Source organism: Acetobacterium bakii, assembly GCF_001263355.1.
GTDB classification, from domain to species: Bacteria; Bacillota; Clostridia; order Eubacteriales; family Eubacteriaceae; genus Acetobacterium; species Acetobacterium bakii.
This window is the reverse complement of record NZ_LGYO01000039.1, coordinates 1-22679: the sequence shown is the minus strand read 5'-3', so window position 1 is coordinate 22679 and position 22679 is coordinate 1. Positions and strand designations below refer to the sequence as shown.

Genomic DNA, 22679 nt, shown 5'->3' with positions numbered 1-22679 from the left:
CCTCCTGAATATTATTTTTTTGGCAGTGTATTACAGCACAGGTCTTCCACATCGTGGGCCGCTTCCATTACGATTTCGCAAACCGTAGGATGAGGATGAATGGTATTTGATAATTCTTCAATGGTGCCTTCACATTCCATGATCACCGCAATTTCGCCGATGATATCTGTTGCTCTGGGTGCCATGATCTGTGCCCCATAAATTTCTCCGGTTGCTTCATCGCAGATAATCTTTATAAGGCCTTTGCTGTGGCCCATGACGCTGGCTTTACCGTTGCCGCCGACACCGAACCGACCGACTTTTATTTTTTTCTTAGCTTTGATTGCCTGGTCTTCACTGAGTCCGACCCAGGCAATTTCAGGGTTGGTGTAGACACAGGAAGGAACCACATCGTATTTCATCAGCTTTTCTTTGCCGATGATATTTTCAGCTGCAACCATACCCTGTTTTGTGGCGACATGGGCCAGCTGGATTTTCCCTGTGATATCTCCGATGGCGTAGATATTCGGTACATTTGTCCGCAGATGAGCATCGACATCAATGAATGAACCGTTTCGTCTGATTCCAACAGTTTCCAATCCGATGTTGTCGATTTGTGCTTTTCGTCCCACACTGACAATGCAGCAGGACCCGGCGGCACTTTTAGGCTGATCGCCTTTTTCATAATTTACAGTGATTTCGTCGGTACCTTCGATGGATAATACCTTTGCTCCGGTAATAATCTCTACACCTTTTCTCTTAAGAATACGGGAAAGTTCTTTGACGATTTCCTTATCGATTCCCAAAAGAATCTCCGGCTGCATTTCCAAAACCATAACCTTTTTTCCCAGAGATGCATACAATGTCGCAAATTCGATGCCAATGATTCCGCCGCCGATTATCACCAGGCTTTCGGGACATTGTTTCATTTCCAAAACTTCATCGCTGGTCATGATGGATTTATTGTCAATCCCTGGTATGGGTGGTAAAAACGGGCTGGAGCCTGTTGCAATGATGATGTGATCTGCGTATACGGACTCTCCGTTTATTTCTATTTCATTGGAATTTTTAAGAACACCAAAACCTTTAATGACGGTTACTCCATGGGCTTTTTCAAGTCCTTCAATTCCCTTTCTTAATCTTCCGACAATCTTTTCTTTGTAAGCTGTTAATTTTTCATAGTCAAATGCGATATTATCAAAAAGAACTCCAAATTCTTCTGCACCTTTTGCTTCGTCGAAAAATTCTGCTCCATGAAGCAAGGCTTTTGTTGGGATGCAACCACGATTTAAACAGGTTCCGCCAAGTTCTCTTGCCTCTATGAGCACTGTTTTGAGACCGTACTGGGAACAGCGAATCGCTGCTTCATACCCCCCGGGACCTCCGCCTAAAACTGCAACATCATATCTCATAAAGTCGTTCTCCTTAAATTAGTAACATTGGATTTTCCAGTAATTCTTTGATCCGTTTGAGGAATTGAGCAGCCGGTGCACCATCCACTGTGCGATGATCATAGGTCAAGCTGAGTTGCATCATCATTCTGATGACAATTTCATCATTGATAACAACCGGTTTTTTCGCCAATTTTCCAACTGCCAGTATTCCGGCTTCCGGCGGATTAATAATGGCGGTAAATCCGTCAATATCAAACATTCCCAGATTCGAAACGGTAAAGGTCCCCCTGGTATAATCTTCCGGCTGAAGTCGGTTTTCTTTTGCTTTTGATGCCAGTTCACTGGATTCTTTTGCAATGGCATCCAGTGATTTTAAGTGAATATTTTTTATGACAGGTACAATTAAACCCTGATCGATGGCCACAGCCATGCCAATATTTACATATTTTTTTAGTATAATGCCTTTTTCAGTCCAGGATGAATTCATCATTGGAAATTCGGTTAAAGCTTTTGCAGCACAGCGTAGGACGATATCGTTGTAGCTGACCTTGGTTCCCATGGCTTTAAACTGCTCTCTTAGTGAAACAGAATTTGTCATGTCAACGGTGATGCGATGGTTGGCCTGGGCCATTTCGCTTAGGCTTGTTTTCATTCGCTCAGCGACAATTTTTCGCATGCCTTTAATTGGAATCAATTCTTCATCCAATTGAGTTACATCAGTCTGAACGGGAGTTTGACCGGCTGATAATGATGCCCGTACATCTTCAGCTAATACCTTGTTGCGAGCCCCAGATCCCTGAATATTATTGATATCAATGTTTTCCAGCTCTGCAACTTTTCTGGCCAGTGGTGTTGCCGCCGTTTTCTGTATTGGATTGGCTGCGTATTCCAGCACATCTTTTTCAATGATCAGACCCTCGGGTCCCGAACCATCAACATCGGCATAGTCAATACCTTTTTCCTCTGCCAGCATTTTAGCCCGGGGAGATGCAAATACTTTTCCGGTTCTTGGTACTTTAACCGCTTCCGCTTTAATGGATTCTACAGTTACCTCATCCGCTGTTTCATTTTCAGATTCGACGTTTTCGGCCACCGGTGGTGCTCCCATTGAATTTAACAATGCCGAGTAATCCTCGCCTTTTTCTCCAATAATTGCGATGGGTTCGGTAATCGGAACGACATCTCCTGGACCACGCAGTATTTTTAATAACGTTCCATTGGATCCTGCATCTATGGTGATCGTTAATTTATCGGTTTCCATTTCAAATAAGGGCGATCCTTCGGTGACTTCTTCTCCCTCATTGACCAACCATTCCATGATCGTGCCCTCGGCCATTTGGAGGCCTTGCTTAGGCATAATTACAATTTCTGCCATGTTCTAACCTCCTATTTTTTATTGCATACTTTTTTTGCTGCTTCGACTATTTGTTCCACACTTGGAACCACTGCATTTTCCAATTCAATATTAAAAGGAAGCGGACAGGCTTTTGCGCCCAGGTGGATTGGAGCTGCATCCAAGTATTTAAATGCTCCTTCAACAACCTGGGAAACCACTTCTGCTCCCCAGCCGGCTACCTTATGGGCTTCATGGACCACAACCAGCTTCCCTGTTTTCTTTACCGATTCAATGATTGTTTGCGTATCAAAGGGAACAAGAGTTCTTGGATCGATAACTTCTGCATCTATTCCAATTTTTTCAAGTTCTGCCGCAGCTTCCAATGCTCTGCTTACATAAAGCAATGATCCAACGATGGTGACATCCTTGCCCGCTCGTTTAATGTCAGCCTTTCCGAAAGGAACGCAAAAATCCGGGTCATCCGGTACTTCAAATTTTGAAGCATACAATGCCTTATGTTCGAAAAACATAACCGGATTATCGTCACGAATGGCGGTTCTGAGTAAACCGGCCGCATCCGCTGCGTTGGAAGGACAGGCTACCTTAATTCCCGGAAAGTGCATAAAAATGGTTTCCAGGCTCTGGCTGTGCGTTGCCGCATTTCCCCGGCCAATACCCTGCTGACCACGGATAACCAAAGGAATTTTTGCTTTTCCACCAAAGATATAACGGGTTTTCGCTGCCTGGTTGATAATCTGATCTGCTGCCACCAGGGTGAAATCCATATACATCAGTTCTACGATTGGCCGCATGCCTGCACAGGCCGAACCCACACCGGCGCCTATCATTGCGGCCTCGGAAATAGGTGTGTTTCTGATGCGGTCCACTCCAAATTCTTTGTAGAGATCTCTGGTGCATCCAAAAATACCACCCAGTATCTCAATATCTTCTCCCATAACAAAAACATTTTCATCACGGCGCATTTCTTCTGCGATTACATCGCGTATGGCTGTTGCGTACGTTTTTTTACTCATCTTTGCTCCTTTCTTAACATTCATAAAAAACATCGTCCATTACGTCGGAAGGATCCGGGTTTGGACTGTTAATTGCAAATTCTGCTGCTGCATCTGCTTCGATTTTGGCATCTTCTTCGACTTTATCCAGTTCTTCTTCGGTAAAATCGCCTGCTTCGACCAGTCGTTTTTTAAATAACTGAATCGGATCCTTTGTATCCCGCCACATTTCGACAACTTTTTTATCGCGATAGGTTTGAGGATCTCCGGTCCAGTGGCCAAGCGTACGATAGGTTTTACATTCGATTAATGTGGGGCCATCGCCTGCCTTTGCCCGTTTCAGTGCTTCTTCAAATGCTTCATAAACTGCAAAGACATCATTGCCGTCAACGGTTACCCCAGGCATTCCATAGCCAACAGCACGATCGCTGATGTTTTCAACAGAGGTTGACTGACTAACCGGTACTGAAATGCCGAAGCCATTGTTTTCACAGACGAAAATAATCGGCAGCTTCCATACGCTGGCCAAATTTAAACTTTCGTGGAAGGTTCCTTCATTGGATGCGCCATCCCCAAAGAATGAAACGGCGACTTTATCCGTTTTCTGAAGCTTCGCCGCCAGCGCTGCACCTGTTGCAATGGGAATTCCGCCCCCAACAATGGCATTTGCTCCCAGGTTACCCTTGGTAAAATCCGCAATATGCATTGAACCGCTTCTGCCTTTGCAGTAGCCGGTTACCTTGCCCATTAATTCAGCCATGGCTTTATCCAGCTCAGCCCCTTTGGCGATGCAGTGACCATGACCACGATGGGTACTTGTAATATAATCTTCATCTCTCAACTGAGAACAAACACCAGCTGCAACAGCCTCTTCTCCGGCATATAAATGAACTGAACCACGCAATTTATTTTCTTCGAATAATTTCAGGGCTTTTAGTTCAAAATATCTGATTTTATTCATGGTCTCATAGATCCAAAATTTTCTTTCTTTAGATATCACTTTGTAACTCCTTTCAATTCTTACTCTTAATCCTCTTCGGGTAAACTCCAATTGAAAAATTCAAAATATGGCTTTGCCGCTTTCATCCGAAATGCTTCCATATCCACCTTTGACCAATCGTAAACACCTAGGCCGGTTTTTTGACCAAGATCGCCTTTTTCAAATCGGGACCGGATATAATCCTGGGTTTTGTCGGCATTGGACAGATCCGGGAATAGATAATCATCGATGCTGACAATCATATCCAGTCCGGCATAATCAAAATGTTCGAAAATACCAATGGAGGTGTATCGGGGAATAAAACTGTATTTAAGGGTTTTATCGATATCTTCGGGCGTGGCAATGCCCTGCTCTACCATGTGAACTGCCTCCCGGTATAAAGCATGCTGCAGGCGGTTGCCGATAAATCCGGGAGCGGCTTTTTTCATGACCACTACCTTTCTTCCTGCCGATTCTAAAAAGTCATAAATGACCTCTATGACACCCTTATCCGTCCACTGACCAGGAACGAGTTCCACACAGGGAACCAGATGCGGGGGATTCCAGGGATGTGCAACAACCAGTTTTTCCTTCTGTTTTAATCCTTTTGCAAGATCATCCACTGAAATCGCCGAGGTTGAGGATGCGATAGCCTTAAAGTTTAAACAGTTTTCTTCAATTAACTGATACACACTGTGTTTAACTGCTAAGTTTTCCACAACACACTCAAAAATTAAATCTGTATCTGCAATATCCTTGTAGGATGTTGTAATGTTCAGAATCTTTTCACAGGCCTTGTATTGTTTTTCGGTCACCAATTCTTTTTCGATTAAATCATTAAAACAAAGACTGTATCTTTCTTTGCAGGCTATTATTTCTTCATCATTGTAAGCCAGTATGGTTGTTTTGTAGCCATTTCCGGTAAACAGCACTGCGAGGCTGGCTCCGATCATCCCGGTTCCAATAATAGCCACATTTTTAATTGAATCAAGTTTCATGGTTTATTTTCCTCCTTTTTTAAATTAATTTCATTTGAAACATATTTCAATGCTTATCCCTGGGTCAGGTATTTGTAACACTTGAAAATATTTGTTGTTTGAATGTAGGGCATCATTTCATCCTGGCCAATATCAACAGAAAAACGATCTTTAAAACTGATCTTCTGAACACATTCTTCCACAGACCAGCCTTTTGCAATGCCGTCAGCTACTGCCGCAAGCCATTCGTAAATAAATGACATCTGTTTTAAGATATAGGCCTTATCAACAACGGGTCCATGACCCGGTACAATGTAGTCCACATCAAGGGTATAAAGAAATTTAAGTGATGTCAGTAGCTCATCGATGTTCGCAGAATGCAGCCAAGTTTGGCAGTAGGCAAAGATGGTATCTCCGACAAATACAGTACGTTCTTCGGGTACATGAACAGCGATCTGCGAGTCTGAATGACCGGGTGTATGATAGAGATGAAAGCTGTGGTTACCAACATGCATGGTCATATCTTTGCTAAAGGTAATTTGCGGCAGATTAACCAGATAGTCTTCCCGTGATGGCATCAGGGCCAGGCCTTTGGTATCCTGACGAGTTAAAACATCAATACTGTAGTCGTATCCGTCCATATCCCCGGGGACCAGAAAAAAATCTTTTTCGATTGCTTCGTGGGCAATAATCGGGCACTTGTCAGCAAACCAGTGGTTACCAAAAATATGATCAATATGGGGTTCGGTATTGATGAGGTATTTTATCGGACCTTTTTCCTCGGCGAACTCAATCATTTCAAGCAGGTTTGTCAGTAACTGTGCGGTATCAATAAAGACTGCTCCTTCGGTTGTAAAGACAATGCTCGGATTGCACCCCCGTATTTTTGTTTCCGTGTAAATATTAGGTGTCAGTTTTTCCATTTTAATTTCCTTTCCATTTCCAATTTTAGGTGTGACTCTTATAAAAAAGGGAGCAGAGATGCCCTAGGGCATCATTTCTGCTCCATAACTTTCTTAGTTTTTCTGAGCTTCCTGCGCCGCATCTGTTAAAACATGTCGAACCCAAACCCTGACCATTTCTGTTCGATACTCTTTTGTTGCCCGAGCATCGGTTATTGGTGTACATGACTCCGAAGCGATCACTGCAGCTTCTTCAATTAATTGATCTGTTAATTTCTTTCCGGTTAAAAAAGCTTCGGCTTTTGGAACCCGCATAACAGTTGGTGCCACACCGCCTAAAGCGATTTTGACATCCACCACTTCACCTTGAGCATTCAATGTGATTTTCCCGGCAACGCCGATAATTGCAATATCGGTATCGCCACGGATTGAATATTTCTTATAAACCGCGCCCGTTTTATCAGCGTAATTAGGCAGTTTAAAACTTACTAGTATTTCGTCTTTTGCTAAAACTGTTTTACCAGGTCCAGTGAAGAAATCTTCCAGAAGAACACTTCTTGGGCCATTTTTGCCGATGATATTGGCAATTGCGCCGGAAACAACCAGACTAGGAACGGTGTCCGCGCTTGGGGAAGCATTACAGGTGTTTCCGCCAAGGGTGGCAATATTTCGAACCTGCATACTGGATACATTTCCGGCTCCGGTTTTAACAATTTCCCAAGCATCCGTCAATAGTTCTAATTTAGAAACGTCCATCAGACGAGCCATGGCTCCAATATAAAGACCATCTTCTTTTAAGGTAACTTCGCTTAATTCAGGAATTGCATTTAAACTCACCACTGCTTTAAGTTTAAAAACTCGGCTTCTCATACGAATGACGAGATCGGTGCCACCAGCCAGAATTTTTGCATCCGCACCCTGTTCGTCTAAGATCTGAATACATTCTTCAATTGTTTCTGGTTCATGGTATGAATTAAATTTCATTTTTTGCACCCCCAGCATTCATCCGATCTCGTGCGATTTCTACCGCTTCAACAATTTTTACGTAACCGGTACAGCGACATAAATTTCCATGTAAGCCTTCTCTGATTTCTTCTTCGTCTGCGTCAGGATTCTCATTCAAAATCGCAATCCCGGATAAAATCATTCCCGGTGTACAAAAACCACATTGAATAGCGAATGTATCAATAAACGCCTGTTGCATAGGGTGAAGAATCTCACCATTACTCACACCTTCAATGGTTGTTATTTTTTTATTTCGCACCTGGCCAATCAACATCGAACAGCTTTTTGCTGCTTTTCCATCTAATAGAATGGTGCATGCTCCGCAGTTCCCATCATCGCAGCCTTTTTTTGTGCCGGTTAATCCGAGTTCATTTCTTAACACGTCAACCACTGTCTGGTCTGGTGAAACATGCAAACTAACAGGTTTGCCATTTACTTCACAGTCAACTTTAATAAAATTTGATTTATTTTGCATTATTAGCCTCCTTATCCTTAATTAACTTCAAAATACTTTCTGCGGTCATAGGCATTTCCGTTGGCCGTACACCAATCGCTTGATAAATTGCCGAAGCAATGGCTGGTCCAACAGGAATCATAATGGATTCTGCCATCCCTTTAGCATTAAATGGACCATCTGGTAATGGATCCGGTAAAATTGCCCGCATAAAGTTTTTTTGAAGCGGTGTTTCCAATGTTGTTGGCAAACGATAATCTGACATGTTTGGATTCATCATTTTTCCATCCTGATACATGTGATGATCCATAATTGAGAACCCAAGGGCCATGATAACACCGCCATCAATTTGGCCTTCAACGAGTTTAGGATTAATCGGATTTCCGGAGTCTGCGGTACTCATTAGTTTAAGAATTTTTATTTGTCCCGTTTCTTCATTAACTGCAACCTCTGCCCCAAAAGCACTGAACTGGTACCAGTTCCACATTCTTGGTGTTCTACCATCTTCATGTCCAGGTCCAAACCATGGCACTGCAGGTGCTGGACAGAATACACCTCTTCCTCTAACCGGTGTTCCTTTGAGAAGTCCCCAGGTCTGCTGGGTGAAGAAGTCAAATGGTTTGAATAAATCCGCAATATCAATTACTTCAGTGTTTGATCCGACAATATATGCTTTGCCATCTTTAATAGTAATCTGTTTTTTCGCCAAACCGACTTCACGACCTGCTGCTTCTTTAAGCTGATCAATGGCATCCTGGCAGGCAATAATGACCGCATTCCCGGTGGTATAGGTTGTTCGGCTGGAAGCTCCAAAATTATCAAACGGTGTTATGGCTGTATCTGCCCGTGTCATCTTTACTCTGGCAATGTCAATTTTAAATTCTGTAGCTGCCATTTGTCTGAGCGCCGATTGCACACCCATCCCCTGTTCGTCACAGCTTACAAGGATTTCAATACTGCCATCACTGTGAACCAGGCAATCCGCTTCTGCACGACCCAACGGTGTGTTTTGTTTTCCGGCTGCGGCAATGCCTTTTCCGTATTTCCATGGGCCATCGTCCTGTTGGCAGGGTTCATCAATTTTGATGCCATCTGCAACCGCTTTTAAACATTTTCCGAGACCGATACTGGTAACTTTTTCACCATAAGCATTGGTTTCGCCATTTTTAATCATATTCTTTAACCTGATTTCAAGAGGATCCATGTCTAATTTTTCGGCTAAAACATCCAAAAGATTTTCCATTGCCCATTCAGATTCTGCACATCCTAACCCTCGATAAGGGGCACATGGGACTGTGTTAGTACTCACTGCATAGGAGTCACAGTGGACATTTGGAATGTTATAAACACACATTAAACCTGATGATGATAATCGACCGTCAAAGTAGCCTCTAATTTGTGCTCCAGCATCCTCAACAAGTTCAAGTTTTTCTGCAATAATGGTCCCATCTTTTTTAGCTCCCAGTTTTAATTTGGTATAAACTGGCCAGTTTGATGGTGACGAGGTGTACATTTCTTTTCTTGTGAGTACATATGAAACAGTTCTTTTCGTTCTTAACGCCATTAAAACTGCCAGTGGCTCTACTAATGGAAATAGACGATTTCCAAAGCTGCCGCCGGTAACAGGCTGGATGACTCGAACCTTGGATGATGTCAGTTGCGGATACATGGTCAATATGTGATTTTTAATAACGCCGTGAACACCACAGCCATTGGTAATAATTTTCACACCGCCATCTTGTTGGTATTCAACAATGCTGCCATTGCATTCAATTTGGGATGTGGATTTTTTACCAGCCTGGTATTCTTCTTCAACGATTACATCGGCTTCTTCAAAAGCTTTATCAACATCGCCGTGTCTCAGTTTATAGCTGCCCATGACATTCGGACCTTCTGGTTGTGGTCCTCCGTATCCGGCTGCAATCTCTAATTCTGGGCTTGTAACTGGAATGGCATCGACTCCCATGGCCAATCGTTGATCGGTTACATATGGGAGCATTTCATATTCGACTTTTACCAGCTCCAATGCTTCTTCAGCAATTTCAATACTTTCTGCGGCAACAGCAACGACTGCCTGTCCGGCCCAGATAACTTCATATCTCGCAGGATTTCCGTAGTAAGCCGATGCATAAGGGAGATCCGACCATGGAATATCGGTATCGCTTCCTTTTACGACTGTTATTACACCTGGAAGGGCTTCTGCCGCACTCACATCAATACTTATGATTTTTGCATGGGCATGTGGGCTTCGTAAAACCTTTACATGTAACAAATCTCTGTATTGGATTTGGTAATCCTCAAAGTATTTTGCTTTACCGGTTGCTTTTTCAAATGCGTCAACTCTTTGAACACTTTTACCAATATAATTGGTATTTTCACAATCAGACATAATTAAACCTCCAAATTTAAAGTAAAAATTTTAAAATACCAGAAAAGCTAACAACAGAATCTTTGCATTTATTAAGTGGCACTTGTAAGGACCAGAACGAAATAAGCGTTTTTAACCCATTGCTATTTAATTACAATATTTTAATTTTTCCTTGCACAGCATTAAACATAAAATATTATATATAATCGATTATATTTTATAAATGAATATTACCACCTCTTTTTCGAAATGTCAAACACTATTTACAAATTTTAAAGATTTAATTTATGGCAAAAAAAATTCTATTTAACAGAATTTTCCGCAATGACTTCTAAAATAATCATTGTTGAATTTCTATCAAACAGAATTCGTTCTTTATATTTAGTTATTTTTAAACGATGCTAACCATTAATTTTCATTTCATTGATAAGTACATCAAAGTGCTCACTGACGGATGCCAATGCCACTTCCAAATTTCTCTCTTTTAGTGCCTTATATAAGCAATCATGGCGCTCTGCCAGGGATTCTAAAGTAAGATCCGACATCCATGCACTAATACTGGTGTACTCCCGGATCTTGCATTGTTTCCAGAGTTTAATCAGTAATTCATTTTGGGAGATCTCCATTATCTTCTCATGGAACAAACTATCTTTTTCAACGAAAAGTTCAAATTGCTCGTCCTTAACCGCTTGTATCATTTCATCCATAATAGTATGAATTTCTGCCAGCTGCTCATCCGTAATTAATTCAACTGCATAACGCATTCCCGCTGATTCCAAAGCTTCTCTAACATAATACGAATCGATGATATCCTTTTTATTCATTTTCCGAACAAAAGCACCCTGATAAGGGCGATTTTCGATATAACCCATCATTTCCAAATCTCTTATGGCTTCTCTGACCGGTGATTGGGAAACACCTAACTTTTTAGCCCAGCGTGTTTCAACCACCCGTTCACCGGGTTTTAGTTCCTCACTGAGAATTGCCTGTTTAATGACTTCTCGTATTTCATCGCTATATAACGTTTTTTTTCTTAATTTTCCATCAAGTTCCACCACAATAGACCACTCCTTGCTATATCAATCATTTAATGCGTTAATTATAACACATTTTCAAGAGATGTCAAAATTATCTATTATCGTTTATGGATTTTATATTTTTATTTTAGCGTATATATTAGTTGTATTTAATTTTTAAAACCTGTATGTCTTCCTAATTTTAAATAAAAAATGCCTTCAACATCATTCGTAATTAAACACAACTAATTTTCTATTTCCAACGATCGCCAAAAATATCCGCTAAATTATACTGCATCTTCTACCGCTGCAACGATATTCTCATAACCTGTGCACCTGCAAAGATTTCCAGACAATGCAACCTTGATTTCATCTTTTGTTGGCTTTGAATTTTTCATTAGCAGAGACTTTGCACTCATAAGCATACCGGGTGTGCAAAACCCACATTGCACAGCGTGGTTGTCGATGAATGATTGTTGCAAGCGATCCAATTGCCCATCCTGTTCCAATGCTTCAATGGTTATAATCTCAGTGCCATTCACCTGGGCTGACAGCACCAGACAGGAATTTACCGCAAGACCATCCATAATTACGGTACAGGCTCCGCATTCCCCGGTGCCACAGCCTTCTTTTGTTCCTGTGAGAAACAATTCTTCCCGGAGCAGATTCAAAAGCGTCATTTCCGGATCCACATCCAAACATATTTCTTTGTTGTTTAAAACAAAGGTTATCGCTAATTGTTTCATTTTTTATCCTCTTCTTTCAAGGTCTTTTTTATCAGGGCTTCCGTAAACCTGGCTATCACCGGTAATTTATAAGCGCTTGACGCTCTTCTTCCGGTTTGTTCCAATACATAATCTGATGCCAAGCGACCTGCTTCGTTTAAAGTATCATCACTCAATTTTTTTCCAGTTAAATAATCCTCAACAACAACAAACCGTTCTGGCCTTGATGTTGCGGCACCAATGACCAGGCTTATTTGCTCAACCCTGTCATGAGCCATTTTGATCAGACAGGCTCCATTCAATCTTGATATAGCCAGAGCATTTCGTCTGCCAATTTTGTCAAATCGGGTTTTAGTCTTTTCTGATGGCAACTTTAACACAATACTGGTTAATATTTCATTGTTTTTGAGGGCTGTTTTACCCTTATTTAAAATAAATACTTCTATGGGAAGCGTTCGACTCTGAATCTCTCCATTTTTTCCTATGGATTGAAGGTTCACCTGTGCTCCGAGGCACACTAGAGGCGGTATCCCGTCTGCTGCCGGGCTTGCATTGCAGATATTCCCGCCAATGGTTCCTCTGTTTCTAATTTGGGGAGCACCAACGGACAGGGCCGCCTGGCAAAGAAACGCGACTTTTTCATGCAATATTTCGGAGTCGCATATAGCCGAAAAAGTCGCCATGGAGCCAACACTTATGATATCCTCATAAACATTAATAGTTTTAAGTTCGTTAATTTTTGACAAATCGATGAGATCACCCTTTTTTGTATCTTTACCACTGCGCTTTGCAATGATCAGGTCTGTGCCGCCTGCCAGCAGAGCAGCCTCTTCAAAATCCCGTTTGTATTCCAGTGCCTGTTTTAAATTTTGGGGTTGAAAAAATACACTACTCATTGCTTCCACCTCTTTTAATATATCCCAGTCTTTCACTTTCTTCAATGGCGGCAAGTACGCTTTCCAGGTCTGCTGGAAGCTTTCTCAGCCGTACTCCCAATGCGGCTTCAATGGCGTTGAACACTGCAGGGGAAACCGTAGCGGTGGATGATTCACTGACGCCTTTGACACCCAATGGATTATTGGCGGGTTGTGCTTCCAATGGAATTGCCCTGATATTAGGCGAATCCATCACCGTCTGCAACGAGTATTTATCAAAATTTGTGGTCATCAGTTTTCCATTTCGCGTGGTGATCTCTTCACTCAGGGCAAGACCCAAAGCCATGGAAACACCTCCGGCAATCTGAGCCTTGGCTTCGGCTTCGTTGATAATCCGTCCCATGTCGTGTATAGCCACTACATTGATCACATCCACTTTCCCGGATACAAGATCAATCTCAACCTCAGCGCCACAGGCACCGTAATTAAAGGAGGCATAGGTTTCACCCCGATTATTTTCAAAGTCCCACCAAACCGGCGGCAATGACCACCAACCGTGACCGTACACCCCGGGTATAACCGTGTAACATAGGTTAACCGCATCTCTGAAGCTCAGGCTACGAGTCTTGTATGGGGTGTAGATGCTATTATCACAGAAAATAATCTCCTCAGAATCAACCTCCCACTGTTCGGCTATGACCTTTGCGATTCTGATCTTCGCATCATTTGCGGCAACCAGTGCCGCATTCCCTGAGGTAATGGTTCCTCGTGAACCAACGGTGGCGCCGCTGTCGATCACATAGGCAGTATCCAGGGGGCTCATTTTTAAATGCTCAATACTGACTCCCAATGTTTCACTGATAATCTGTAATACCACATTGGTGCCACCCTGCCCCTGTTCGGTTATCCCACTGTACACAGTGATGGTTCCGTCTTTCTCGACATTAAAATTCACGGCAGCGGCATCTTTTTCTTTGAAACCCGCCCCCATGGCTTCTCCGCGAAAGATACATGAAATACCCCGACCTCTGACTTTTCCTGGGTGTGCCGGTGCTGGTTTTTCATGCACCGGAAAGGCTGCTTCCAGTTTATCGAGGCAGGCCATGAGATTTACACATTCCAGCTTTTGACCGGTGGCCGTAATGGAACCTTCGGTAAATCCATTGATCCGACGGATTTCCAGGGGATCGATTCCCAATTCTTTGGCCAGTTCATTCATTAGGGATTCCGATGCAAAATCAACCTGGGGCGAACCAAAACCACGTACCGCATCGGAAACCGTGTTGTTTGTAAATGCCCCCTCGATAATTGTCGAAATATTTTCAATGTTATAAGGCCCGGCGGCTTCTACAGTGGCCCGCCAAATGGTGGCGGCACTCTTTGTGATATAGGCCCCCACATCTGCCAGTCCTCTGATCTCCATGGCGGTAATATGACCATCACGCCTTGCTCCTACCTTATACTTCAACTTAAAAGGATGTCGTTTCGTTCCCTCCTCCATGACTTCTTCACGGCTCCAAACCATTTTACAGGGTCGCCCAGTAATCATGGCTGCCATGGCAACTCGGGCTGCCATCACATTGATATCCGAATCTTTCCCGCCAAAAACGCCACCCTGGGTAGGTTGAATAATTCTGACCTGATTATCCTGTAATCCGCAGTAGGATGCAACCGCCCGCTTGATATTAAAGGGACCTTTCCCAGGACAGTATATTAAAACACCATCTTTGTCCGGTATAGCAATGGCACCATCCGGCTCGATAGCAGCATGCATGGCTCTTTGGGTGGAATATGCTCTTTCAATGATGACCTCAGCTTCGGCAAAGCCGACAGCCACATCGCCCTTTAAGGTCTTATGGCTGGCGGCAAAGTTTGTATCCCCATGGAGAATAGGAGCTCCATTTTTTAAGGCTTCCTCAGGATCCATAACAAACGGAAGTTCCTCATACTCAATCTCCAGAAGTTTAACCGATTTAATGGCTGCTTCTTTAGAATCTGCAACCACAATGGCCACACCATCACCGGTATATTTGGTTTCCTGATCTGCAAGCACTGGTCGGTCTTTTGGTTTTTGGTTGACTCCCGGAACATCTTTTGCCGTGTAGACGCCCACAACCCCTTTTTCTTTTAACGCTTCCGTGCAGTCAATATTAATAATTCTGGCATGGGCAAAGGGAATTCTAACCGTTTGAACATAAAGCATTCCAGGAAAAGACAGGTCATTCACATACTTAGCTTTACCGGTAATTTTTCCATAGGCATCCTGTCTGTCATAAATTTTTCTTTTAGCCATCATCTTTTCTCCTCGTTTTATTCTATTTCCAATACTGATGCATAATCATAGGAGGTGTTTAATCCCCCGGTATGGATAAAAACAACCTTTGAGCCTTTTTTGATTTCGCCAGTTCGGATTAATCCAATGAGTCCCGCCATGGTTTTTCCGGAGTAAACGGGATCCATCATGATGCCTTCGGTTCTTGCCAGCAATTCGATGGCTTCTTTGAGTTCATCCGTGGGCTGTGCATAGGCTTTGCCATAATACTCTTCATAGCAAAAAATCGTGTCCTTGTCCGGCCCTTCAATCCCTAAAAAATGCGCTGTCTGGTCTAATGCCCCGTAAAGTGTTTTTATTTGAGCCTGCTTATTTTGAAACACATTAATCCCTAATATATCAATGGCATACTCGGCGGCATCAAATCCAATTAAAAGTCCCATTTGTGTGCCGCCGGTACCGCTTGGACATACCAGCGTATCAAAATCAATGTCCATTGCTTTCGCCTGCTTAATGATCTCTTCGGCACAGAGAACATAACCGCAATTTCCCAAGGGACTGGTTCCTCCTCGTGCCAGAATATATGGTTTTTTACCAACCACTTCAAGATCTGCTTTCATTTGCCGAGTCAATTCCATGTCACCCAACGGGCCTTTGATTGGTTCTATGGATTGTTCAATTCTTGAAGCTCCCCCAAATTCATACAAGTGCTTATTCCGGTCATTCTGAAATTGATAGGAATGATCCGACCAGTACTCCATAATCAGCTCCGTGTTCAGGCCTTCTATATTTGCAAGAAATAGCGCCATTAAATTGTGGTTACATTGAAAGGTGCTTCCGGTAATTATGGTATCTGCACCCGACGCCAGGGCTTCGTGAAACAGGAACTCTAATTTTCTTAATTTATTGCCTCCAAAAGGCAGCAAATCATCCCGCTTCATATAGATCTCAACTTCTCCGCCCAAAGCTTTTGACAGATTAGTCAATTTTTGAAGAGGAGTTGGACAGTGCATATAGTTTCTTTTTGGTATTTCATGAATTTTCTCAAAAACATTTTTACTGCTCATATTGTTTTTCCTTTTCTTATTTTCGGATTTATTAGTTAAACTTTATCAATTTTAAGCTGATAAATCATTAGCCATACTTGTTCAACCTTGTTGCAAAAGTTATCATTAGGATATTTAAAATCAAATCCTTCGTTGCCAATAGACAGCGGGAACAGCATAAAAGCATTAGACATAAATTGCATTACAACATACAATAGGGAAAAGACCTGGAAATTGGAGGGCGTGTTATGTTTGAAATGACAACCATTGAAAAAATTTATAAATATCTTTTTGAAAATCACATAAATTCTGACGATATCAGTCCTAAAGAATTGAGTGATGTATTAAAACAATTTGGGGAAGACGAATTTCAATCCGATCCTGTTCAAAATCTGTCTAGGGACAACACGACCTATCCCGAGAATCTTTTTATTCAGTCCCATTCAGATATTGCGGTGGTAAGGCGCCCCAGATACCGACCGCATCATAAAATGCACCAGCATGATTTTATTGAAATTACCTATGTCTACCATGGCATTTGCACGTTTATCGGACCCAATCATGATAAAGTCAGTCTGAAAAAAGGTGATTTACTCTTATTAGCAACGAATACCAAACATCAATTACATACCGATGCCGATGATAGCATCGTTTTTCATATTGCTATCCGGCGGAGCACCTTTGACAAGGCTTTTATTACACTCCTTGATAGCCAGGATGTTCTTTCCCAATTTTTCAGCCGCGTTATCTATGGGTCAACCCCAGCTTCTTATGTTCTTTTTGAATTAACAGACGATAAAAAAATAAGCAATCTCTTTCTGGAAATGACTCATGAAATGGAACAATTCGATAATACATCCCGCCGTATGCTGAATATCTATTTTGAATGGCTTTGTGTCTATTTGATAAGAAGCTATGATTATAAAATCTGGATTGAAAATTTACAATCGCCTCCCAAGGATATGGTGAAAATACTTAACTATATGCGGGATAATATTAAATCAATCACTCTTAAAGAAACAGCCCGTGCATTTAATTACAGCAAATCTTATTTCTGTAAGATTATTAAGCGATATACCGGAAAAACCTATGGCAGTATCATTACCGAACTACGCATGCAAAAATCCTGTGAGCTTCTTAAAAATGAGCAGATCAGTATTGAAGAGATCGCATCGATTGTCGGCTATGAAGATGTCAGCAGTTTCTACCGAAGTTTCAAACGCACCTATCACATAACGCCTTCACAGTTTCAGCAACAAAATAAAGCTAAAGCAGAAATAAATAATCTCAGCAAATAAATACAAATATTTTTTAGATCTTTAGTTTTCTTTTGAATAATTAGAAAAGACGCATTGCCTGACAACTTAAAAGTTATCCAGCCATGCGTCTCTTTTGATGCAGAAAAAATATAACTCTTACTCATGCGATTTTAAAGTTATTTCTCTGTAAAAATTATTTTGTTATGCTTTTTGTTCCTCAGCTGCCTTTTCCGGATATTTTTTACCAATCAAACCTGCAATTGGACCTGCTGCTTTTTCTGCAACCCATCCCATTGCTGCACCTAATGCCAATGCAATCACTACACCCAAAATATTACCAGTTGGGAATTCTGCAGATGCTGTGCCAAATAAACAGGCTGCTCCAATAAATGCTCCGGGAATAAAAGAAAGAATATCAATTTTGGCCTGGATACACATCATCAGAACGGCAATGAATACTGCCACTCCCATAGCCAAAGGAGACGCCCATGCACCTACAATAAAGAATATAAAATATGCCCAGAATACGCCGGCCAGATTTGATGCAAGACCCTTTACGAACCCCAAGTTTTTTCCACCTGCTGCGAAGAAACTTGCTTCTCCGGCAAAGGCCACCCACACAATTACTGGCAACACAGCTGCTATGAAAGCTAAATGTGTAAAAATTCCTGCAATAACCCCTGCTGTAAGACCAATCGCTACTAAATAACCCATTATAATTCCACCTTTCAATTTTACCTTTTCGGTAATAAATAATATGATTCCGCCTGGTGTCTTTTCTGATCGCATAAGTACCGATTAATAGTTCATTTAGCTGTAAATTCAATATCCATCATCTTCACAGTGTATTATATATAATCGATTAAGCATAATATACAATATATTATTGTAAACGTCAATCATTATTTAATATTTATTTCAAGCCCTTTAAATTTGTTTCAATCGAAAAGCATCCACCATTTTTTTAAGTAGTTCTGCCTGGCCGGAAAGCTCTTCACTGGCCGCCGCACTCTCTTCTGCTGTAGCCGAATTGGTTTGAACAACCATTGACACCTGCTCAATTCCCTGGGTAATTTGGACAATTTCTAATGCCTGATCATTGGATGCCCGGGCAATATTACCGACTAAATCAGTGACTTTTTCAATTTTATTTAGAATTTCATTTAAGCTCGCTGCTGTTTCATCTGCAATTTTGGTTCCTGCTTCCACTTTTTCAATGGAGCCTTCAATAAGGCTGGTGGTTTCTTTAGCTGCCTCTGCACTTCTTGCCGCAAGAGTCCGAACTTCTTCTGCAACCACAGCGAAGCCTTTCCCATGTTGTCCGGCTCGTGCTGCTTCCACTGCGGCATTTAATGCCAAAATATTAGTCTGGAATGCAATATCGTCAATAACTTTTATTATTTTTGAAATATTCTTGGAGGAGTCATTAATTTCCACCATCGCTGTGACCATTTTTTTCATCTGTCCATTGCCAACTTCCGCATTGAATCGTACATCTAAAGCTAATTCATTGGCTTTAGATGCATATATGGCATTTTGTTTAGTTTCTCCCGCAACTTCTTCTATGGATGCTGAGAGTTGCTGAATTGAACTGGCCTGTTCTGTGGTTCCCTGAGCCAACCCCTGACCACCGTCTGAGATTTGGTGTGCCCCTATCTCAACCTGTTCGGCTGCTATATTGATATCGGACATCGTTTCACTTAGGCTTGTGGTGATACCATTAAGCGCACTCTTAATCGGCAGAAAATCGCCCAGATACTCGGTTGTGATCACCTGATCCAGATTTCCGTATCCCATTTCTTCTAGGGTCAGCGTGATTTCGAACACATATTGCTTTAAAAATTCGATGGTTTGATTTAAATCTTCTTTTATTCGGGCATGATCCCCCTGATAATTCCCGATCATTCCGGTATTTAAATTTCCCTTGGATAATTTTTTCAAGGTATTTGACGCTTCCAGAACCGGTGCAATGACAGCGTCCAATATTTGGTTGAAACCGTCGATCACCCTTGCAAATTCACCATTGAATTTAGTGACTTCACCGCGATTGCTGAGGTCTCCTTTTACAGCGATTCCAGTCATTTTTTCAGTTTCCTCCACAAGCATAATAATATTTTCAATCATACCGATGAGACTGGGGATGATTCGATCATTCTCACTTTGCCTAGGTACTTTTCTGAGGGCTTCCAGATCTCGCATATCGCCATTTGCAATATTGCTGGAAATCTCCACAACCCGTACCAGTTTGGAATTAACGGCATTTATGGATTTGGCAATATCAGCGTAGACTCCAACAAAATTGCCTTCAATACTTTGTGTAAAATCATTTTTACTCATAAGTAAAAGAATACGATTACTTTCTTCCAAAGCACCTAAGCCTCTGATGCAGGAATTAATATTATTTTTCAGAACCTCAAATTCCCCCTGATAGGATTCCGATATTATTTCAGTAATTTCGCCTTGTCCGATGTGACAAATATAATCTGAAACCGTCTTTACCGGTTCGGTTAATACATCCATAGCATTATTAACACCATTAATGATGTCTCGATAACCGCCACTAAATATATTCACATCTGCCCTTACAGAAAGCTGACCTTCAAATCCGGCTTTGGCAAGCATCGTTATCTCAGTCCGTATATTGTTTAGCGATCCCATTATTTTATATAATTCACTGGTTATTTCTGTTTGATTATTGGAATCGTCTGGCTTTATTGAAAAATTGCCGTCTGCAATTCTTTTGATTGGTTCAAAAATATCATTTTGAAGGTAGTCCATAAACTGATTCAAATGAAATGCCATTTCCCCTATTTCATCATTTGTTTCACCTTCCATACGTAAGCCTAACTGTCCCAGACTCAATTTCCCCAGAAGTTCATTTGCTTTTATAATTGGTTTTAGTATTCGTTTGCAGAACAGATGGGTTGCAGCTCCACCTAATAAAATAATTACAATTGATGTTAATACCATTCCATATATTCGACCTGTTGAAAACTCCAGCTTAGTGACAACAATGTTTACAGCCAATACCGACATGGTAAGAAGTATCAATACATAAATTTGCAGCTTTTTAGCTAACCTCATATTAAAATCCCGATTTCCATTACTTTTCTCCACTTAAAAACCTCTTTCTTTAATAAATTTAAATCAATCTAACCGCTTTATCTATAATCGATAATCGTTAATGTTTTAATTATAACTAGATCAACCTAACATTTCCACAATTATTTTAATATAATCAGAAAATATGAACAGCAGACATCTTATGACTTCAATTTACACCGAAGTAATTTTGTATCAAATTATAAAATCTCATCAGTTATTTTTGTTTTATATGACGTAAAATATACGCAATATCTTTTCAATCATTTTTATTTTCTAGTCCGCACTAAAAAAAAGACAAGCCGTTTAACAAAAGAAACTAACTTTGGAAAGAACCGAAAAAGTTCCCTCCCAGTGAAGAATTTCCCCTTGCAGAAAACAACCATATTCTCCCGAAAAGTCAGTAGGTCATTTATTCAAATAAAGTCAGTAGTCCATTTTATTTTTTAGGTATTTCCGGGTAAGTCTACCAATCTATTCGTGAAAACTTCTTTCTTTATGATATTCCTGTTCTTTTCCTTTTTCATCAATCAACCTTCATCATGAATGTGTATAAGATTCTTTGGCATTACATTTTAAAATTTCATACATTGTTCATTTGATTTGTTTAAAAGCATCCATCACATTGGCTTTAAAATAGCATTTCAACTGTTTTTTTTGTTACAGCTATCCAATTGTTATCAACCTGAGTAATGAGCTATTTTATGTTGGCATTTTTTGTACAACGATACCTTTTCCTCGACAATTAACAGGTATTTTTCATTGTAAATTTAGTGGTGTATATTCATTATAAAATTTTCAGAGAATTTAATCGTCTGAATTTTATAGACAAAAATGATCAAAATACGCATTTTTTTGAACGTTTTTATTTCTGATGTGCATAAATTGCATGTTTTCAGCTATTTTTCTTGCTTGAAGGTACAAAAAAAAGAGCCGATAAACGGCTCTCTCATGCTATTCTTACTGGAGCTAGCGGGCGGAATCGAACCGCCGACCTACTGATTACGAAGCAGTAGGTAAATGGCATATTAAAGCCATTTTTGGGCTATATACGACATTTTTAAGACACTTTCCATCGCTTTCTCAAATGTTTGTCAGTATTCTACTAAATTCTATTTGATTCTACTTATTGCAATCTCACTGTTAAGCCATTTCGACGACTATTTATTAATTATATTTTATTTCTGGTGTGTGCAACAGTCGCTTGCATCCTTCACGAACGTTCGTCTTATCAATAGCTCCGATGTCGTTCCCCTTATATAATGCAATTGTTAATAATACTTCACCCATAATTCGATCTGAATCATTACTCTGTAAATTAAAACGACTAATAAAAATAAGATCAGCAGTAACTTGGTTGCTGCTGATCTTATTTAATTTATTTAATAAATCTTAATGAAAATTCACTATATAAATTAGGAATACTATTAATAACGTAATGGTAACTATTGCTCCTTTTATCAATTCATACTCTGGTGTCCCTTTTTTAAGATTTACATGTGGTGCTATAAATAAACCCATTATAACCAGAAAACCTAGACTGATAAAAATTTTAAATGTACTGTTATTATAAGCACCTACAATAGGGGCTCCAATATATAGCAAGTACATAAACCATCCTGCGACTGCGAAAAAGACAGCTGCTCGCGTCATGATCTTAGATTTGCTTTTCCCTCTACTTCTTACCAAATCAAAGGCAAGCCATATGGTATAAATGGTTAAAAGAACACCAAATATAATTGATTTCTCCATCTTTTTTCTCTCCTTTTATTACTTTGTTAATACACGCTCTATTTCTCCTGCTGCCATTGATAAGGCAACACCTGTTGCTATCACTGCAATTCATTTGACTATAAAACGCATTAACCGCTTATCTTGATGCTCTGCCCTATTTTCATCACACAATCAAGAGTATCCTCAAACTTTACGCTTCTGGCAAACTCATTCTCCTTTTGATAATTTTCCCAAAGAGACTGT

The 22679-nt window shown here is 40.8% G+C and carries 18 protein-coding genes; 1 reads left to right on the top strand and 17 read right to left on the bottom strand.

All coding sequences use genetic code 11. The features are described 5' to 3' along the window. Nucleotides 1–11: 11 nt before the first annotated feature. From lpdA to AKG39_RS14270, 14 genes are all read right to left on the bottom strand, one after another. Nucleotides 12–1391, bottom strand: a complete 1380-nt coding sequence (lpdA, locus tag AKG39_RS14335; protein WP_050741093.1) for a dihydrolipoyl dehydrogenase — start codon at nt 1389–1391, stop codon at nt 12–14. 13 nt (nt 1392–1404) lie between these two features. Further along, the gene (locus AKG39_RS14330; RefSeq protein WP_050741092.1) at nt 1405–2748 is read right to left on the bottom strand and encodes a 2-oxo acid dehydrogenase subunit E2; all 1344 of its coding nucleotides are present in this window, start codon (nt 2746–2748) and stop codon (nt 1405–1407) included. An 11-nt stretch (nt 2749–2759) separates the two neighbouring features. After that, the gene (locus AKG39_RS14325; RefSeq protein WP_050741091.1) at nt 2760–3743 is read right to left on the bottom strand and encodes an alpha-ketoacid dehydrogenase subunit beta; all 984 of its coding nucleotides are present in this window, start codon (nt 3741–3743) and stop codon (nt 2760–2762) included. Nucleotides 3744–3756: 13 nt separating this feature from the next. After that, nucleotides 3757–4683 carry a thiamine pyrophosphate-dependent dehydrogenase E1 component subunit alpha gene (locus AKG39_RS14320; protein WP_050741116.1) on the bottom strand — a complete coding sequence of 309 codons (927 nt, stop codon included), beginning with the start codon at nt 4681–4683 and terminating at the stop codon, nt 3757–3759. Between the two features lie 65 nt (nt 4684–4748). After that, nucleotides 4749–5699, bottom strand: coding sequence for a 3-hydroxyacyl-CoA dehydrogenase family protein (locus tag AKG39_RS14315; protein ID WP_050741090.1), 951 nt, complete (start codon nt 5697–5699; stop codon nt 4749–4751). A gap of 53 nt (nt 5700–5752) precedes the next feature. Beyond that, a complete protein-coding gene (locus AKG39_RS14310) occupies nt 5753–6601 on the bottom strand; it encodes an MBL fold metallo-hydrolase (protein ID WP_050741089.1) in 849 nt (282 codons plus the stop codon). Between the two features lie 93 nt (nt 6602–6694). After that, complete coding sequence (locus tag AKG39_RS14305) at nt 6695–7564, bottom strand: FAD binding domain-containing protein (RefSeq protein ID WP_050741088.1); 870 nt, start codon at nt 7562–7564, stop codon at nt 6695–6697. Next, nucleotides 7554–8060 carry a (2Fe-2S)-binding protein gene (locus tag AKG39_RS14300; protein ID WP_050741087.1) on the bottom strand — a complete coding sequence of 169 codons (507 nt, stop codon included), beginning with the start codon at nt 8058–8060 and terminating at the stop codon, nt 7554–7556. The genes AKG39_RS14305 and AKG39_RS14300 overlap by 11 nt, the downstream gene beginning before the upstream one ends. After that, nucleotides 8050–10428, bottom strand: a complete 2379-nt coding sequence (locus AKG39_RS14295) for a xanthine dehydrogenase family protein molybdopterin-binding subunit (RefSeq protein ID WP_050741086.1) — start codon at nt 10426–10428, stop codon at nt 8050–8052. Before AKG39_RS14295 ends, AKG39_RS14300 begins: the two co-directional genes overlap by 11 nt. Nucleotides 10429–10808: 380 nt before the next feature. Then, nucleotides 10809–11465: a GntR family transcriptional regulator gene (locus AKG39_RS14290; RefSeq protein WP_050741085.1), complete on the bottom strand. Its 657-nt coding sequence runs from the start codon at nt 11463–11465 to the stop codon at nt 10809–10811. Between the two features lie 245 nt (nt 11466–11710). Beyond that, a complete protein-coding gene (locus tag AKG39_RS14285) occupies nt 11711–12169 on the bottom strand; it encodes a (2Fe-2S)-binding protein (RefSeq protein WP_050741084.1) in 459 nt (152 codons plus the stop codon). Further along, nucleotides 12166–13044: an FAD binding domain-containing protein gene (locus tag AKG39_RS14280; protein WP_050741083.1), complete on the bottom strand. Its 879-nt coding sequence runs from the start codon at nt 13042–13044 to the stop codon at nt 12166–12168. Before AKG39_RS14280 ends, AKG39_RS14285 begins: the two co-directional genes overlap by 4 nt. Further along, nucleotides 13037–15316 (bottom strand): xanthine dehydrogenase family protein molybdopterin-binding subunit, encoded by a 2280-nt coding sequence (locus tag AKG39_RS14275; RefSeq protein ID WP_160316200.1) that lies wholly within the window; start codon nt 15314–15316, stop codon nt 13037–13039. The genes AKG39_RS14280 and AKG39_RS14275 overlap by 8 nt, the downstream gene beginning before the upstream one ends. 17 nt (nt 15317–15333) lie before the next feature. Continuing rightward, nucleotides 15334–16362, bottom strand: coding sequence for a D-cysteine desulfhydrase family protein (locus AKG39_RS14270; RefSeq protein ID WP_050741081.1), 1029 nt, complete (start codon nt 16360–16362; stop codon nt 15334–15336). Nucleotides 16363–16589: 227 nt separating this feature from the next. On the opposite strand from AKG39_RS14270, the gene AKG39_RS14265 reads away from it, so the two are divergent. Continuing rightward, nucleotides 16590–17639 carry an AraC family transcriptional regulator gene (locus AKG39_RS14265; RefSeq protein ID WP_050741080.1) on the top strand — a complete coding sequence of 350 codons (1050 nt, stop codon included), beginning with the start codon at nt 16590–16592 and terminating at the stop codon, nt 17637–17639. A gap of 162 nt (nt 17640–17801) precedes the next feature. Here the strand turns inward: AKG39_RS14265 and AKG39_RS14260 are convergent, their stop codons facing one another. The 3 genes from AKG39_RS14260 to AKG39_RS14250 all read right to left on the bottom strand — a co-directional run bounded on the left by AKG39_RS14260 (nt 17802) and on the right by AKG39_RS14250 (nt 22454). Beyond that, entirely contained in the window at nt 17802–18314 is a 513-nt protein-coding gene (locus AKG39_RS14260; protein ID WP_050741079.1) for a DUF1097 domain-containing protein, read from the bottom strand. Nucleotides 18315–18527: 213 nt separating this feature from the next. Beyond that, on the bottom strand, nt 18528–20717 hold the full coding sequence (locus AKG39_RS14255; protein ID WP_050741078.1) for a methyl-accepting chemotaxis protein: 2190 nt from the start codon (nt 20715–20717) through the stop codon (nt 18528–18530). A gap of 1377 nt (nt 20718–22094) precedes the next feature. Next, entirely contained in the window at nt 22095–22454 is a 360-nt protein-coding gene (locus tag AKG39_RS14250; RefSeq protein WP_050741077.1) for a hypothetical protein, read from the bottom strand. Nucleotides 22455–22679: the final 225 nt, after the last annotated feature.

What these genes read in the sequence shown, in the direction of transcription:
- lpdA (WP_050741093.1), bottom strand. Translation starts at nt 1,391, where the DNA reads ATGAGATATGATGTTGCAGTTTTAGGCGGAGGTCCCGGGGGGTATGAA.
- AKG39_RS14330 (WP_050741092.1), bottom strand. Translation starts at nt 2,748, where the DNA reads ATGGCAGAAATTGTAATTATGCCTAAGCAAGGCCTCCAAATGGCCGAG.
- AKG39_RS14325 (WP_050741091.1), bottom strand. Translation starts at nt 3,743, where the DNA reads ATGAGTAAAAAAACGTACGCAACAGCCATACGCGATGTAATCGCAGAA.
- AKG39_RS14320 (WP_050741116.1), bottom strand. Translation starts at nt 4,683, where the DNA reads ATGAATAAAATCAGATATTTTGAACTAAAAGCCCTGAAATTATTCGAA.
- AKG39_RS14315 (WP_050741090.1), bottom strand. Translation starts at nt 5,699, where the DNA reads ATGAAACTTGATTCAATTAAAAATGTGGCTATTATTGGAACCGGGATG.
- AKG39_RS14310 (WP_050741089.1), bottom strand. Translation starts at nt 6,601, where the DNA reads ATGGAAAAACTGACACCTAATATTTACACGGAAACAAAAATACGGGGG.
- AKG39_RS14305 (WP_050741088.1), bottom strand. Translation starts at nt 7,564, where the DNA reads ATGAAATTTAATTCATACCATGAACCAGAAACAATTGAAGAATGTATT.
- AKG39_RS14300 (WP_050741087.1), bottom strand. Translation starts at nt 8,060, where the DNA reads ATGCAAAATAAATCAAATTTTATTAAAGTTGACTGTGAAGTAAATGGC.
- AKG39_RS14295 (WP_050741086.1), bottom strand. Translation starts at nt 10,428, where the DNA reads ATGTCTGATTGTGAAAATACCAATTATATTGGTAAAAGTGTTCAAAGA.
- AKG39_RS14285 (WP_050741084.1), bottom strand. Translation starts at nt 12,169, where the DNA reads ATGAAACAATTAGCGATAACCTTTGTTTTAAACAACAAAGAAATATGT.
- AKG39_RS14280 (WP_050741083.1), bottom strand. Translation starts at nt 13,044, where the DNA reads ATGAGTAGTGTATTTTTTCAACCCCAAAATTTAAAACAGGCACTGGAA.
- AKG39_RS14275 (WP_160316200.1), bottom strand. Translation starts at nt 15,316, where the DNA reads ATGGCTAAAAGAAAAATTTATGACAGACAGGATGCCTATGGAAAAATT.
- AKG39_RS14270 (WP_050741081.1), bottom strand. Translation starts at nt 16,362, where the DNA reads ATGAGCAGTAAAAATGTTTTTGAGAAAATTCATGAAATACCAAAAAGA.
- AKG39_RS14265 (WP_050741080.1), top strand. Translation starts at nt 16,590, where the DNA reads ATGTTTGAAATGACAACCATTGAAAAAATTTATAAATATCTTTTTGAA.
- AKG39_RS14260 (WP_050741079.1), bottom strand. Translation starts at nt 18,314, where the DNA reads ATGGGTTATTTAGTAGCGATTGGTCTTACAGCAGGGGTTATTGCAGGA.
- AKG39_RS14250 (WP_050741077.1), bottom strand. Translation starts at nt 22,454, where the DNA reads ATGGAGAAATCAATTATATTTGGTGTTCTTTTAACCATTTATACCATA.